Genomic DNA, 15,183 nt, shown 5'->3' with positions numbered 1-15,183 from the left:
GGTGCTTCACCCCTCAAGACGGAACGGCCCGGCGGCCTGTGACACGGCCCGGTGTGACGCCCGCCACTCGCCGACTTCCCACCTGCTTTGCAAAACCTTTGCGAAGTCCGTTGACAGGTATAGACCTTGGCGTGAAGAGTCGTCGCCGCCCGGTACGGGCACACCCTGCGGACTCCCTGCGCCGTCCACCGTTCCCACGATCGTGCGGCCCACCGCACTAGGGGTGATCTCGACCATGCGTCACCGACTCTCCACCCGTTTGACCTTCGGCGCCGCCACCGCCGCCGTCCTGGCGCTGCTGGCCCCGCTCGCCCCGGCGGCCGCGGCCGCCGATCTCGACGGGGCGGGCGATTCCGCGCGCCACGGCGGGGCCGCCTACAAGCGGGTCGGGTACTTCATCCAGTGGGGCATCTACGCCCGTAACTTCCACGTCAAGGACCTGGAGACCAGCGGCACCGCCGGCAAGCTGAGCCACATCAACTACGCCTTCGGCAACGTCGGTTCGGCCGGCACCTGCCAGATCGGCGGCCCCGGCTCCGACGGGTGGGCCGACTACGTCCGCCCGGTCGGCGCGGAGGAGGCGGTGAACGGCGTCGCCGACACCGACACGCAGGCTCTGGCGGGCAACTTCAACCAGCTGCGCGAGCTCAAGGCGAAGCACCCCGAGCTCAAGGTCATGATCTCGCTGGGCGGTTGGAGCGGTTCGGCGTACTTCTCGGACGCCGTCCGCACCGAGGCGGGCCGCAAGGCGCTGGTCTCCTCCTGCATCGACCTCTACCTCAAGGGCAACCTGCCCAAGGACGGCGTCCGGGGCGGTGCGGGCGCGGCGGCCGGGATCTTCGACGGCATCGACCTCGACTGGGAGTGGCCGGGCTCCGAGGGCAACCCCGGCAACGGGATCCGCCCGGAGGACAAGCAGAACTTCACCAAGCTGGTCCACGAGTTCCGCACCCAGGTGGACGCGTACGGCAGGACGCTGAAGGGCCGCAAGCACTTCGAGCTGAGCGCCTACGTGCCCACCGCGCCCGCCAAGATCGACGCGGGCTTCGAGGTCTCGAAGATCATCCGGGACTTCGACTTCGTCAACCTCCAGGGCTACGACTTCCACGTCTCCGGCGAGAAGACCACCGCCCAGCAGTCGGCGCTGTACGCGCGCAACGACTTCAGCCTGGACGGGACCGTCGACGCCTGGCTGCGGCGCGGCGCCCCGGCCCGCAAGCTGGTCACCGGCCTGCCCTTCTACGGCCAGGGCTGGACGGGCGTCACGGGCGGCGGCAACGGCCTCGGCCAGCCCGCCGCCGGGCCGGCCCCGGCCACCTGGACGGCCGGCACCGAGGACTACAAGGCGCTGAAGAAGCTCGCCGACTCCGGCACCTACAAGCTGTACCGGGGTCAGCGCAACGGCCACGCCTGGCTGTTCGACGGCACCACCCTGTGGACGTACGACGACGCCACCGTGCTGCGCACCAAGGCCGAGTACGTGCGCCGCGAGGGCCTCGGCGGGGCGATGATCTGGTCGCTGGACGGGGACACCCCGAACGGCGAGCTGATCACCGCGATCGACAAGGGCCTCAGCCGCCGGTAGTCGTACCCCGGCACGCGGACGCGGGCCCGTCCCCCGGAGGGACGGACCCGCGTCGTGCTGCGTGTGTGGCGACCCGGTGGGTCAGGCGTTGATGCAGGTGTTGCCGAACGCCGGGCTCAGCGCGCTGATGACGCCGATCGAGTTGCCGCAGACGTTGATCGGGATGTGGACCGGGATCTGGATCTGGTTGCCGGAAAGCACGCCCGGGGAACCGAAGGCCAGGCCGTTGGCGGCGGCGTCGGCGGAAGCGGTGCCGGCGCCGGCGAGCAGGGCGGCCACGGCGAGGACGCCGGCGGCGAGGGCGGTGCGAGTACGCATGTCTCTCCTTGGTGGGTGAGTCAGCAGATCAGAGCACCAATCACACCGGGGGAGAGCCGTGATCCCCCCGGATTGGTCGGAACGCGGGCGTGTCCCGGCATCGGCCGATCGGGTACCGGCGTCGGCCCGGCGCCCCCGGCGTCAGCCGGTCGGAAGCTCCTGCTCGGCCCAGATGGTCTTGCCCCGGCGGGTGTAGCGGCTGCCCCAGCGGGTGGTGAGCTGGGCGACCAGGTAGAGCCCCCGGCCGCCCTCGTCGGTCAGCCGGGCCCGCCGCATCCGGGGCTGGGTGGCGCTGGGGTCGGACACCTCGCAGGTGAGGCGCTCGGCCCGGATCAGCCGGACGCCGACCGGGCCGCCCGCGTACCGGATGGCGTTGGTGACCAACTCGCTGAGCACCAGTTCGGTGGTGAACTCCAGCTCCTCCAGGCCCCATTGCCGCAGCTGCGCGGTGGCGGCCTCGCGGACCCGGGCGACCCCCGACGGGTCCGCGTCCAGGGTCCAGCCGGCGGTGTCCGCGGCCGGCACCTCGCGGGTCCGGGCCAGCAGCAGGGTGACGTCGTCGGTGAGGCGGTGGGCCGGCAGGTCGGCGACCAGGTCCCGGCCGAGCTGCCGCAGCGAGGCCCCGGCCGGGGTGACGGCGCCCTCCGGCGGGTTCGCCGCCGCGGCCAGCCGGTGCGACAGCGCGTCCATGCCCTCCTCCAGGTCGTCCGCGTAGCCCAGCAGCAACCCGTCGGTGTAGAGCGCGAGCAGGCTGCCGGGCTCCAGCTCGACCTCGGTCACCTCGAACGGCAGGCCGGTCACGCCGAGCGGCGGTCCGGGCCGGAGCGGCACATAGGTCACCCGGCCGTCCGGCGCCGCGACGGCGGGCGGCGGATGCCCGGCGGAGGCCATCGCGCAGTGCCGCGACACCGGGTCGTACACCGCGTAGACGCAGGTGGCGCCGAACGGCACGGTCTGCTGCTCGTCCGCGCCGTCCCCGGTCCCGTCCAGCCACAGGCCGTGGCCGACCGGGGGCCGGGAGGCCGCGCCGGGGCCGTCCAGCTCGCCCTCGTCGTCCTCCCTGTCCCCGGCTGCCCCGTCCTCGGCCGCCCTGTTCTCCTCGTCCTCGTCCTCGTCCGGCCGTTCTGCCTCCACCATCAGCTGGGCCACCAGGTCGTCCAGGTGGACGAGCAGCTCGTCCGGCTCCAGGTCGAGGTCGGCCAGCGTCCGGACCGCCGTCCGCAGCCGCCCCATGGTGGCGCTGGCGGCGAGGCCGTGCCCGACCACGTCGCCCGCGACCAGCGCGACCCGGGCGGAGGACAGCGGGATCACGTCGAACCAGTCGCCGCCGATGCCGCTCGCCGTGTCGGTGGGCAGGTAGACGCTGGCGGTGGAGACGGCCGTGGTCTCGGCCTGCGAGGGCGGCAGCAGGCTGCGCTGGAGGCCGACGGCGGCCCGGTGCTCGCGGGCGTAGCGGCGGGCGTTGTCCAGGGCGAGCGCGGCGCGGTCGGCGATCTCGCGCAGCAGCTCCAGATCGGCCGGCAGGTACGGGGGCCGGTTGGGGGCGCGGTGGACGGCCACCCGGCCGAGCAGCCTGCCACCGGCCCGGAGCGGGACGGCCATCGAGGCGGGGAAGTCGGTGTGCACGCTCTGCTCGTCGGGGTGCGCGTGCACGGCCGCCCCGACCGGCGGGGGCGGCGGCGGGGCGACCGGGCCGCCGGGCCCCTGCGCCGGTGCGCCGGACGGGGCCGAGACCGCGACGGCGGCGCGGCGCAGCAGCACCCGCCCGTCCCGCCCGGGGGTGGGCTCGCCGCCGGTGAACACGGCCTCGGCGACGTCCACCACCGCGAGGTCGGCGAGGCCCGGGACGGGCGCGGCGCCCGGGCCTGCGGCGCCCGGTGCGGTCCGGGCGGCGGTGGGCGGTGCGGCGACGGGCGTGGCGGGGGTGACGGGCGGCGCGAGGACGGCGGCCAGTTCCTCCGCCGTCCCGGCGACCGACAGCGAGCCGCCGACGGCGGCCGTGGCCCGGTGCAGCAGGGCGAGCCGTTCACCCGAGCGGTGGAGTTCGGTGACGTCGGTGAACAGCGCGGTGACCCCGATCACCTGCCCGTCCGGGGCCTGCAGCCGGAACGCCGAGATGGCCATCACCGCGCCGCCGGACGGGTCCTCGATGGTGCGGACGATCTCCTCCGCGCCGATCAGCGGCCGGCCGGTGCGCAGCACGTCGTGCAGCCCGCGCTCGACGGCCGCCGCGTCCTGCCGCTGGAGGAAGTCGCCGAGGCGGCGGCCGCGCAGGTCCGGGGGGAGACCGCTGTAGGGGAGCAGATGGGTGTTGGTGCGGACGAGGCGCAGCCGTTCGTCGAAGACGGCCAGGCCGACCCGGTCCTGGAGGAAGAGTTCGCTGGTGAACGCCTGGTCCTGGCGCCAGCGGGCGATCTGCGGGGTGGGGGCGGCGAGCACCAGGTAGCGGGCGGTGCCGGGGCCGTCGGCTGTGCCTGAGCCGCCGGGGGTTGCGGAGCCGTCGGCGGTTGCGGCGCCGTCCGGGGTCTCGGGGGCCACCGGGGCGTCCAGGGGCAGCACCTGGAAGGAGAGCGCGAGCCGTTCGCCCCGGCCGGAGCGGAACACCGCCTCGCCGGACCAGCCCTCGGCCCGCTGCTGATCGGTGAGCTCGGACATGGCCGGCCACCCCGCGGGGTCGTCGAGCAGCTCGCGCGCCGGCCGTCCGCGGACCTGCCGGGCGTCGACGCCCAGGAGCCGGGCCGCCTCCGGGGTCCAGCGGACGATCCGGCCGTCCGCGTCGAGCAGGGCTCCGACGGCGTTGTCGACGAAGGGGGATCGGCCACGCTGCAGGGCGTCCGCCGTGCTCATCCGGTCGGCTCCTCTCCGTCGGCGGGATCACGGCCGCGATCTCTCCATCATCCTCCGGCCCGCCGAGCCCGCCAGTCCCGCCGGTGGCCCCCGTCGCACAGGAGGCGGTGCGCGGGGGGTTCTCGGGCGTCCGCTCTTATTGTAATCTCCGTCAATAAGCGGGGCCTACGCCGCGGTAACGAGCCCCCGCGCAGGCCACGCACCTGACGGAGGCAGCCATGGCTCACTCGGCGGAACGCACCCCCACCCTCACCCCCGGCGGCCACGGACGGACCCACACCGCCGCCGACGACGACGTGTCCAAGCGGCTGCTCGAATCCGCCGCGACCCTCTCCTACGACCCGGCCACCGAGATCGACTGGGACGCCCCGCTGGAGCCCGGGCACTACGGGCTCAACCCGGAGTGGAGCACCCTCTACGGCACCGCGCTCTGGTCCGAGATGACCGAGGAGCAGCGGGTCGTTCTCACCCGCCACGAGGTCGGCTCGATCATGACCACCGGCATCTGGTTCGAGATGATCCTTCAGCAGATGGTGCTGCGCGACCAGTACCTCAAGGACCCGGCCAGCGCCGAGTTCCGCTTCGCGCTCACCGAGATCGCCGACGAGTGCCGCCACTCGATCATGTTCGCCCGGGCCTGCGAGAAGATGGGCGTCCCCCAGTACAAGCCCAACCAGCTGGTCGCCCAGGCCGGGCGCGCCTACAAGGCCCTCGCCCGCGGCGAACTCGCCTACGGCGGCATCCTGGTCGCCGAAGAGGTGCTGGACGTCATGCAGCGCGACTGGATGCGCGGCGAGAACGTCCTCGACATCGTCCGCGGGACCTCCCGGATCCACGTGGTCGAGGAGTCCCGGCACATGAAGTTCGCCCGCCAGGAGATCCGCGAACGGCTGCGCGGGGCCGGCACCCTGCGCCGCCGCAACGCCGCCTTCGGCATCGCCGCCGGCGCCTACGTCATCGTCACCAGCATGGTTCACCCGTCCGTGTACAAGGCCGCCGGCCTGGACGTCGCTCGGGCCCTCGCCGAGGTCCGCGCCAGCGAGCACCGCCGCGCCATGATGCGCACCAGCAGCCGCCACCTGATGGCCTTCCTCGCCGAGAACGGCCTGCTCACCGGCCCGTCCACCAAGCTCTACCGCCGCATCCACATGCTCTGAGCGCCGCGCGACCCGTACCCCCGCACGCCGAACCCCACCCAGCGAGGAACCCCGCCCCCGCCATGGCCTACGCGATCACCCGGTCCTGCTGCAACGACGCCTCCTGCGTGTCCGTCTGCCCGGTCAACTGCATCCACCCCACCCCCGACGAGCCCGACTTCGGCCGCACCGACCTGCTCTACATCGACCCGGCCGCCTGCATCGACTGCGGCGCCTGCGCCGACGCCTGCCCCGTCGATGCGATCTTCCCGGTCGACCGGCTCCAGGGCCCCGACGCCGTCTACGGCGACCTCAACCGCGACTGGTACCGCGACCACCCCACCGACCACGCCTGGGGCGCGCCCGTCTTCCCGCGCAGCCTGCCCACCGGCCTCGACCTCGGGACCGGCCCGCTGCGGGTCGCCGTCGTCGGCACCGGGCCCTCCGCGAGCTACACCGCGCAGGCCCTGCTGCGCACCACCGACGCCGAGGTCACCATGCTCGACCGGCTGCCCGTGGCCGGGGGACTGCTGCGGCACGGGGTCGCCCCCGACCACCAGTCGACCAAACGGATCGCCGAGAGCTTCGCCTCCGTCTTCCACGACCCCCGGCTGCGGGTCCACCTCAACGTCGAGGTCGGCACCGACCTCGACCACGCCGAACTCGCCGCCCACCACCACGCGGTGGTGTACGCGGTCGGCGCCGCCGCCGACCGCCGGCTCGACGTGCCCGGCGAGGACCTCCCCGGCAGCCTGCCCGCCACCACCTTCGTCCGCTGGTACAACGCCGAACCCACCGTGCCCGCCGACGCGGTCGCCCTCGACGCCGGCACCGGCCCCGGCGCCGAACGGGCCGTGGTCGTCGGCAACGGCAACGTCGCCGTCGACATCGCCCGGATCCTGCTCACCGACCCCGACCGGCTCGCCGCCACCGACATCGCCGACCACGCCCTCGCCGCCCTGCGCCGCAGCCCGCTGCGCGAGGTCGTGCTGACCGCCCGGCGAGGACCCGAGCACGCCGCCTGGACCACCCCCGAGTTCCTCGCCCTCACCCGGCTCCCGGGCGTCGAACTCGTCGTCGACGACCGGCCGGAGGTCCGCGCGGCCCTCGCCGCCGCACCCGAGGGCTCCGGCGCGGCCCTGCTGGCGGGCCTCCCACTGGTACGCCTGGACGGCTCCGCCCCGCCCCGGCCGGGCCGCCGGATCGTGCTCCGCTTCCACGCCGCGCCCGTCGAACTCCTGGGCGGCGAAAGGGTCGAGGCCGTCCGCCTGACCGGCGACGACCGGCCGCTGCGCGCCGCCCTGGTGGTCCGCTCCATCGGCCACCGCGGCGTCCCGCTCCCCGGACTGCCCTTCGACGAGGCCACCGCGAGCGTCCCGCACCGCGGCGGCCGCGTCCTCGACCCGGCGACCGGCCGCCCGCTGCCCGGCACCTACCTCGTCGGCTGGGCCAAGCGCGGCCCCTCCGGCGGCATCGGCGCCAACCGCGCCTGCGCCGAGGAAACCGTGCACGCCCTCCTGGACGACGCCGTCGCGGGCACCCTGCCCCACCCGACCGGCGACCGCAGGGCCTTCGACCGCCTGGTCCGCACCCGCCGCCCCGACGCCCTCGGCCTGCGCCACCTCCGCGCCATCGACCGCGCCGAACGCGCCCAAGGCGAAGCCACCGGCCGCCCCCGCGTCAAACTCCCCACCGTCCCCGCCCTCCTGGCGGCGGCCCGGCGGTGACGGGAGGACAGGGCTGGTCGAACGCCCGTCAGCTGAAGAGGGCGCTCAGGTCCAGCGGGGTGATCAGGTAGCTGTCGGTGGCCGGGTCGTGGGCGTGGAGGAGGGCGGTGCGGCCGGCCGGGACGGTGGGGTCGCCGGGTGGGGTGCGGACCGCGATGAGGAGCGGCGCGCCGTCGTCCGTGGTGACCTCGGCCCAGCCGCCGGTGGCGGTGGCGTCGCCCGGGAGGACGAAGCAGGAGCGGCCGACCAGGGGGAAGGGTTCGGAAGCGAGCAGGTCCCCGGGAAGATCGTCCGGAAGAACCCCGGGCACGGCGTCGACATGGGGATCGGCGCCGCACCCCCCGTTCCGGGTCCCGGTGGGGTGGCCGACGTCGTGTCCCCCGGACACGACGTCGGCGCCAAGGCCGCTGAGCAGGGCCAGCATCCAGTACTCAGCGGTCACCACCAGAGTCGGAAAGCCGGGTGCGGCTCTGAAATTCCCCCGCAACCGCCCCGCCCCCCAGACTCTTTCCTACAGCGCCGGATCCCCCGTGCGCCGCAGTGATCCTGTCAGGGGCGGGGCGTCCGCACACTGCCAGGATCCGGCAATCTTGACGACGCTTTGACACCCTGAAAATATCCGGAAACCGCAAGCAACGCGGGGCGGTCCGAAACGTCTGACGGAACGGATCAGAGCGGCTGGTCGGGCCAGTCGAGCAGCCGCGCGCCCATCACGGCGGTCTCCAGGGTGTACCGGTGCAGCGCCTCCGACGGGTCGTAGCCGGTGAGGTCGCGGATGCGTTCCAGCCGGTAGCCGAGGGCGCGCACGCTCAGCCCCAGCCGCCGGGCGGTCTCCGCGTTCACGTACCCGGCCTCGGCCTGGACGGTGATGGTCTCCAGCAGCGGACGGGCGCCGCCGCGCGCGGTGGTGAGCGGGCCGAGCACGGTCCGCACCAGGTCGGCCATGGCTTCCCGGTCCCGCATCAGCACCGGGAAGACCAGCAGTTCCTCGGCCCGCAGCCGGGCTGCGGGCAGGCCGAGCCGCTCCGCGTACTCCAGCGTGGCGAGCGCCTCCTCGTAGCTGCGGACGATGCCGCCGGTGCCGCCGTACCGGCGGCCGGTGGCCACCCGCAGGGCCGGCGGGTAGCCGGGGCCGGGGCGCAGGGCGAGGTCGGTGAAGGCGGTGAGGACGGCCTGTTCGCCGTCGGAGGCGATGCAGACCAGCCGCCCGTCGCGGACGGCCAGCAGCAGGGTGCGGTCGTCGTAGCGGCCGGTGAGTTCGCGCAGGACCCGGTGCGGGGTGGGCGCGCCCTCCAGGTAGGCCTCGGCGCCGACGGCGACGGCGACGGTGTAGCCGGCGGCGAGCCGCAGGCCGAAGCGTTCGGCGCGTTCGGCGAGCCGGCCGAGGTCGGTGCGGCCGTGCAGCAGGTCGTTGACGAGTTCCCGCCGGTTGGCCTCCTCCTGGCGGACGGCCATCCGCTGGGCGCGTTCGTGGCCCTCGGCGACGGCGCCCAGCGCGGCCTGGGTGGCGGCGAGCACGGCGTCGCCGGTGCGCCGGACCTCGGCGGTGGTGACGGCGGTGAGGCCGGGGAAGGTCTGCCAGGACGCGCGGGTGGCGCCCAGGCAGACGCCGACCAGGTCGCGCAGTCCGTGGCCGGCCTCGGCGGCGCGCTCGCCGAGGTCGCGCAGTCGTTCGAGTTCGGCGCGGCGGAGCAGGCGGCCGGTGCGGGAGACCTCGGTGAGCAGGGCCAGACAGTGGCCGGCGAGCTTGCCGGGGATGTCGGGGGTGCCCGGGCTGCCCGGGGTGCCGGTTCCGTTGGCCGCCGTCATGGTGTCGTGTCCGCCCCGGCCCGTGGGTGTGGTGCGGCCGTCCGGCGGGCCGTCCGGGCGGCCGATCGGCCTCTGCGCCGGTCGGCCGGACCGCCGGGCCGTGAGCCGTTCGGCCGGCCACCCAGCCCGGGCATGTTATCGGCTCGGCCGACCGGAGACCTTGCTGTCCTGCGCCGCCGCTCCGTCCTGCGCCACCGCGCTGTCCTGGGCCGCCGCGACCGGCAGCAGCGGCCGGTGGCAGGCGACGGTCCGTCCCGGCGCCACCTCGCGCAGCTCCGGCACCTCCCGCGCGCACCGCTCGTCGGCGAACGGGCAGCGGGTGCGGAACCGGCAGCCGGACGGCGGGTCGAGCGGCGAGGGCGGGTCGGCCGGGAGCAGCCCGGTGTCGCCGAGCGGCCGCCCGGGCTCGGGGACGGCGGCGAGCAGCGCGGCCGTGTAGGGGTGGGCGGGGGCCGCGAGCACCTCTTCGGTGGGGCCCTGCTCGCAGAGCCGGCCGAGCTGGAGCACCGCGACGTCGTCGCTGACCGCGCGGACCACACCGAGGTCGTGCGAGATGAACAGGCTCGCCAGGCCCCGTTCCTCGGTCAGCCGGCGGAGCAGGTTGAGCACGGTGGCCTGGGCCGAGACGTCGAGCGCGGACACCGCCTCGTCGGCGATCAGGACCCGCGGCTCGGCCGCCAGCGCCCGGGCGATGGCGACCCGCTGCGCCTGGCCGCCGGAGAGCTGGGCGGGCCGGCGGTCGCCGAACAGGGCGAGCGGCAGCCCGACCGCCTCCAGTTGGCGTTCGACCACGGCGGCGCGGTCCACCGCCGGGTCGGGGTGGGCGTCGAGCGCTTCGGCGACCAGGTCGCGGACGGTGCGGCGCGGGTTGAGCGAGGAGACCGGGTCCTGGAACACCATCTGCAGCCGGGGCCGCAGGGCCCGCAGCGCGCGGGGGGAGAGGGCGGCCAGGTCGGTGCCGTCCACGGTGACGGTGCCGGCGGTGGGCGGGGGCAGCCGGAGCAGGGCCTTGGCGATGCTGCTCTTGCCGGAGCCGGACTCGCCGACCAGGGCGAGGGTGCGGCGTTCGCGCAGGGTCAGGTCGACCTCGCTGACGGCGTGCAGCGGGCCGGAGCGGGTGCGGTGGACCACCGACAGTCCGGTGGCCCGCAGCACGACGGGGCAGGGTTCGGGGGTGGGGACGACGGGGGGCTTGGCGGGGGTCATACGGTCTCCTGGGCCTTCGACACGGACGCGGACGCCGGGCCGATCGGCAGGGTGAGCGGGAAGTGGCAGGCGGCCGTGTGGCCGTCGCCGGCCCGGTGGAGCGGGGGCGCCTCCGTCGAGCAGACCGCCTCGGCGCGCTCGCAGCGCGGCGCGAACGGGCAGCCGACGGCCGGCCGGGAGAGGTCCGGCGGCGAGCCGGCCACGGCGGGCAGGACGCGGCGCAGCGGCCCGGTGACCCTCGGCACCGAGCGCAGCAGCGCGGCGGTGTAGGGGTGGGCGGGTGCCTCGGTGACGGCCTCGGTGGGCCCGGTCTCGACGATCCGCCCGCCGTACATGACGGCGATCCGCCGGGCCCGGCCGTACAGCAGGCCGATGTCGTGGGTGATGAGCAGGGTGGCGAGGCCGCGGGTCCCGCGGTGCCGGTCGAGCAGGTCGAGGACGGTGCGCTGGACGGTGACGTCGAGCGCGGTGGTGGGCTCGTCGGCGAGCAGCAGGGCGGGGGAGCCGGCCAGTGCGGCGGCGATGCCGACCCGCTGCCGCAGTCCGCCGGACAGCTCGTGCGGGTAGGCGCGGGCGCGCCGGGCCGGGTCGGGCACGTCGACGGCGGCGAGCAGTTCGGCGGCGGTGCGCAGCCGTTCCCGGCGGCGCATCCGGCGCCGGTTGGTGAGCGACTCGGTGACCTGGTCGGCGATCCGGACCACCGGGTTGAGCGAGGTCATCGGGTCCTGGTGGACCATGGCCACGCCGGTGCCGAGGAGTTCGGCGCGCCGGCGCGGGGCGGCGGTGAGCAGGTCCTCGCCGTTGAGCAGGACCTGCCCGGTGGCGGTGGCCCGGGTGGCGCGGGGGTGGACGCCGAGCACGGTGCGGGCCAGTACGGACTTGCCGGAGCCGGACTCGCCGACCACGCCGAGGCACTCCCCGGCGTCGATGCTGAGGTCGATGCCGTGCAGGACGTGCAGGGTGCGGCCGTCGGGGGTGTGCAGGGTGGTGTCCAGCGAGCGGACTTCCAGGACAGGGCTGGTCATCCCCGGCCTCCCTTCGAACGGAGCTGCTCGCCCAGGTAGTTGAGGGCGAGGACGGTCAGGCAGAGCACCGCCGCGGGGGCGAGCGAGATCCACGGCGCGCTGCCGAGGGTGGTCCGGCCCTCGGCGATGATGCCGCCCCAGGACGGCTCCGGCGGGCGCAGGCCGAAGCCGAGGAAGCTGAGCGAGCCCTCGGCGACGATCGCGACCGTGGTGGCGGTGAACGCGAAGGTGAGCGCGACCGGCGCGACGTGCGGGACCACCTCGCGGCGCAGGATGCGCAGCGGCGCGGTGCCGATCATCCGGGCGGCCTGGACGAAGCCGCGCTCGCTGAGCGACAGGACGACGGCGCGCACCACCCGGGTGAAGTGCGGCACGGTGAACAGGCCGATCAGGCTGCCGATCACGGTCAGGCTCGGGCCGCGCAGCGCGACCGTGATCATCACCAGGATCAGCGAGGGCACCGACATCAGCAGGTCGGTGGCGAAGCCGATCGCCTTGTCCACCGGGCCCCGGAACCAGCCCGCCGCCAGGCCGAGCGCCCCGCCGCCGAGCAGGCCGACGGCGATGGTCAGCCCGGCGACGGCGAAGGAGGCGCGGGCGCCGGCGACGGTGCGCTGCAGGACGTCCCGTCCGGCCGCGTCGGTGCCCAGCCAGTGGCCGGGGCCGGGGGCGGCGGAGGGGTGGGCGAAGTCGCCGTGCAGCGGGTCGAACCCGGGCAGCAGCGGGAGCAGCAGGGCGGCGAGCGCGACCAGCGCCAGCCAGGCGCCGGCCGCCAGCACCCCGGGGGCCGGACGGCGCGCGGTCGGACGGCGGGCGGCGGCGGGCGGAGCAGTCGGGCCGGTAGTGGCGGAAGTGGCGGTAGTGGCGGGCTCAGCGACGCTCATCGGCGATCCTCGGGTCGACGGTGCGGTACAGCAGGTCCACGGCGACGGTGGCCGCCACCACGCCGACGGCGCTGACCACCACCACGGCCTGGACCACCGGGAAGTCGCGGCCGGCGATCGCGGTGGCCGCCAGGGTGCCGACGCCCGGTACCGCGAACAGCGACTCGACCAGCACCGAGCCGCCGAGCGACATCCCGATGCCGATCCCGACCAGGGTGACCAGCGGCAGCGAGGAGGGCCGCAGCGCGCGCCGCAGCAGCAGCCGCACCGTGCCCATGCCGCGGCTGCGGGCGGCGGCCACGTAGGTCTGGTCGAGGGTGTCGATCAGCTGGCCGCGCAGGGTGCGGGCGAACACGGCCGCCTCGGTGAGGCCGAGGGTGAGCGCGGGCAGCACCAGGTGGCGCAGGTTCTCGAACGGGTCCTCGGTGAACGGCGTCCAGCCGGTGGCGGGCAGGATCCGCAGCTGGACGGCGGCGAGCCAGATCAGCACCAGGCCGAGCACGAAGCCGGGCACCGCGAGCCAGACGAAGGCGCCGGCGGTGGCGATCCGGTCGACCGCGCCGCCCGGCCGCCAGGCCGAGTACAGGGCCACCGGCAGGGCCAGGCCGAGTGCCACCAGCTGGGCGGCGACGAAGAGTTCGAGGGTGACCGGGATCCGGTCGGCGAGTTCGGTGGTGACGGCCGCGCCGGTGGACAGCGAGTGGCCGAGGTCGCCGTGCAGGGCGTCGCCGAGCCAGCGCCAGGCGGCGACGAGCACGTTGTCGTCCAGGCCGAGCTTCGCCTCGTACGCGGTGACCTGCTCGGGCGTGGCGGTGGGGCCGAGCGCGGCGAGGGCGGGGGAGCCGGGCATGAGGTGGGGCAGGGCGAGCGCCGAGACGGTGACCAGCAGCAGGACCGCGGCGGCCCGTCCGGCCCGTCCGGCGACGCGCCCCGCGGTTCGCAGGACGGGCGCCAGGGCGGTCGGAGCGGTTGTCCGGGCGGGTGCCGCCGCGGTCCGGGCGGGTGCGTGGGCGGGTGTCACTTCTTCACCCACAGCACGGCGGGGGAGACGCTGACCACGGTCCGCTTCGAGACGTCGGGCAGCCCGCCGAGCTTGGCGGAGGCCAGGAAGCCGACCGGGTTCTCGGTCAGGAAGAGCATCGGGGCGTCGGCGACGATCTCCCGTGCGGCCTCCTGGTAGGCGCGGGCCCGCTGGGCCGGGTCGACGGTGCCGTGCCCGGCGGTGATCGCCTGCGCGGCCTCCGGGTTGTTCCAGCCGGTGAAGTTGTAGGCGGAGTTGGGCAGGAAGAGGCTGGTCAGGGCGGTGTCGGTGTCGCCGAACATGCTGGTGACGAAGTCCATCACCTGGAACTGGCGCTGGTACATCGCGGTGCCGAGGCCCGCCTGGTCCAGCGGCTTGATGGTCATCCGGACGCCCGCCTCGGCGAACATCTGCTGGAGCACGGTGGCCCGCTGCTGGGCCTCGGGCCGGCTGTCGACCAGGTAGTCGAAGGCGAGGTCGGCGTGGCCGGACTCGGCGAGCAGGGCCTTGGCCTTCGCGGCGTCGTGCGCGGGGTACCCGGTGTCGGCGCCGCCCCGGTAGGGCGAGGTGGAGCCGATCGGGCCGTCCGCGACCCTGCCCCGGTCGAGGTGGACGACCCGCTCGACGGCGGCGCGGTCCACGGCGTACTGGAGCGCCTTGCGGACCTTCGGGTCGTCGAAGGGGGCGGCCTTGGTGTTGAACAGCACGGTGGAGGTCGAGCCGGGGCCGGTCGCGGCGCGCAGCCCGTCGCCGGCGGCCTGCTTGTACTGCGCGGGGGTCTCGGTCCAGACGAGGTCGGCGTCGCCGGAGCGCAGCGACTGGTAGCGGCTGTCGGTGTCCGGCAGCACCTTGTAGACGAGCTTGTCGGCGTGGCCCTTGGGCCCCCGGTAGCCCGGGTTGCGCACCAGGGTGGCGGAGACGCCGGGCTGCACGCTCTCCACCGTGTACGGGCCGGAGCCGACGGCGGGGGTGTCGGGGCCGGCGGGCGCCTCGGAGATGTAGCCGAGGGAGCGGGTGAACAGGTTGGGGAAGGCGGCGTTCGGGGCCTTGAGGGCGAAGCCGACCGAGGTCGGGGAGTTCACCGTCATGGCGCCGATGCTCGCGGCGTCGATCGCGCAGGCGCACTTGGCCTCGGGCCTGGCGAGCCGGTCGACGTGGTCGACGACGGCCTGCGCGTCCAGCGGCTTGCCGTCGCTGAAGGTGACGCCCTCGGGCAGCTCCAGCGTCCAGGCGGTGGCGTCGGCGTTCGGGGTGAAGGACTTGGCCAGGTGGGGCTGGACGGCACCGTTGTCGGCGTTGGCCATCAGCGGGTCGTAGAGCGCGTTGGCCAGGATCATCATCGGCATCGAGGTGAGGCCGCTGTCGGCCGGGTCGAGCTTGGTGAACGGCCGGTCGAGGCCGATGCGCAGGGTGCCGCCGTCGACGGCGGGGCCGTCGTCCTTGGGCGCGGAGCCGGTCGCGGCGCCGCCGGAGAGGGTGTCGTCGGAGGCGGAGCAGGCGACGGCGGTGAGGGCGAGGGCCGCCGTGCAGACCGCGGATGCCAGAACGTGCGTGTGCCGCTTCATGGTTCCTCGTGGGGTTCGGTGGGGGCGGGGGGAGTGGGGACGGCGCGGAGGGACGAGGGG

The 15,183-nt window shown here is 75.1% G+C and carries 12 protein-coding genes; 3 read left to right on the top strand and 9 right to left on the bottom strand.

Annotation, left to right across the window (positions count from 1 at the left end; translation table 11 throughout):
* Nucleotides 1-235 precede the first annotated feature (235 nt).
* Nucleotides 236-1,585 carry a glycoside hydrolase family 18 protein gene (locus IF01_RS0121155; protein ID WP_030395043.1) on the top strand — a complete coding sequence of 450 codons (1,350 nt, stop codon included), beginning with the start codon at nucleotides 236-238 and terminating at the stop codon, nucleotides 1,583-1,585.
* 81 nt (nucleotides 1,586-1,666) lie between these two features.
* Here the strand turns inward: IF01_RS0121155 and IF01_RS0121150 are convergent, their stop codons facing one another.
* Nucleotides 1,667-1,903, bottom strand: a complete 237-nt coding sequence (locus IF01_RS0121150) for a chaplin (protein WP_030395042.1) — start codon at nucleotides 1,901-1,903, stop codon at nucleotides 1,667-1,669.
* A gap of 141 nt (nucleotides 1,904-2,044) precedes the next feature.
* Nucleotides 2,045-4,750 carry a SpoIIE family protein phosphatase gene (locus IF01_RS0121145; RefSeq protein ID WP_051755794.1) on the bottom strand — a complete coding sequence of 902 codons (2,706 nt, stop codon included), beginning with the start codon at nucleotides 4,748-4,750 and terminating at the stop codon, nucleotides 2,045-2,047.
* A gap of 218 nt (nucleotides 4,751-4,968) precedes the next feature.
* On the opposite strand from IF01_RS0121145, the gene IF01_RS0121140 reads away from it, so the two are divergent.
* Both IF01_RS0121140 and IF01_RS0121135 read left to right on the top strand, forming a co-directional pair.
* Nucleotides 4,969-5,907, top strand: a complete 939-nt coding sequence (locus IF01_RS0121140; RefSeq protein ID WP_030395040.1) for an AurF N-oxygenase family protein — start codon at nucleotides 4,969-4,971, stop codon at nucleotides 5,905-5,907.
* Between the two features lie 62 nt (nucleotides 5,908-5,969).
* Nucleotides 5,970-7,613 (top strand): 4Fe-4S binding protein, encoded by a 1,644-nt coding sequence (locus tag IF01_RS0121135; RefSeq protein WP_030395039.1) that lies wholly within the window; start codon nucleotides 5,970-5,972, stop codon nucleotides 7,611-7,613.
* Between the two features lie 28 nt (nucleotides 7,614-7,641).
* On the opposite strand, the gene IF01_RS0121130 is transcribed toward IF01_RS0121135, so the two are convergent.
* The 7 genes from IF01_RS0121130 to IF01_RS0121100 form a co-directional block, all read right to left on the bottom strand.
* Nucleotides 7,642-8,055 (bottom strand): hypothetical protein, encoded by a 414-nt coding sequence (locus IF01_RS0121130; protein ID WP_157855303.1) that lies wholly within the window; start codon nucleotides 8,053-8,055, stop codon nucleotides 7,642-7,644.
* 227 nt (nucleotides 8,056-8,282) lie between these two features.
* The gene (locus tag IF01_RS0121125) at nucleotides 8,283-9,422 is read right to left on the bottom strand and encodes a PucR family transcriptional regulator (RefSeq protein WP_078880153.1); all 1,140 of its coding nucleotides are present in this window, start codon (nucleotides 9,420-9,422) and stop codon (nucleotides 8,283-8,285) included.
* A gap of 135 nt (nucleotides 9,423-9,557) precedes the next feature.
* The gene (locus tag IF01_RS0121120; protein WP_063764260.1) at nucleotides 9,558-10,628 is read right to left on the bottom strand and encodes an ABC transporter ATP-binding protein; all 1,071 of its coding nucleotides are present in this window, start codon (nucleotides 10,626-10,628) and stop codon (nucleotides 9,558-9,560) included.
* A complete protein-coding gene (locus tag IF01_RS0121115; protein WP_030395035.1) occupies nucleotides 10,625-11,653 on the bottom strand; it encodes an ABC transporter ATP-binding protein in 1,029 nt (342 codons plus the stop codon). Before IF01_RS0121115 ends, IF01_RS0121120 begins: the two co-directional genes overlap by 4 nt.
* A complete protein-coding gene (locus IF01_RS0121110; protein ID WP_030395034.1) occupies nucleotides 11,650-12,537 on the bottom strand; it encodes an ABC transporter permease in 888 nt (295 codons plus the stop codon). The genes IF01_RS0121115 and IF01_RS0121110 overlap by 4 nt, the downstream gene beginning before the upstream one ends.
* Nucleotides 12,524-13,558 (bottom strand): ABC transporter permease, encoded by a 1,035-nt coding sequence (locus tag IF01_RS0121105; protein ID WP_078880152.1) that lies wholly within the window; start codon nucleotides 13,556-13,558, stop codon nucleotides 12,524-12,526. Before IF01_RS0121105 ends, IF01_RS0121110 begins: the two co-directional genes overlap by 14 nt.
* A complete protein-coding gene (locus IF01_RS0121100) occupies nucleotides 13,555-15,123 on the bottom strand; it encodes an ABC transporter substrate-binding protein (protein WP_030395032.1) in 1,569 nt (522 codons plus the stop codon). Before IF01_RS0121100 ends, IF01_RS0121105 begins: the two co-directional genes overlap by 4 nt.
* Nucleotides 15,124-15,183 lie beyond the last annotated feature (60 nt).

The organism is Kitasatospora purpeofusca (genome assembly GCF_000718025.1).
GTDB classification, from domain to species: Bacteria; Actinomycetota; Actinomycetes; order Streptomycetales; family Streptomycetaceae; genus Kitasatospora; species Kitasatospora purpeofusca.
The sequence above is the reverse complement of the archived record's forward strand: the minus strand, read 5'-3'. Positions and strand labels throughout refer to the sequence as shown.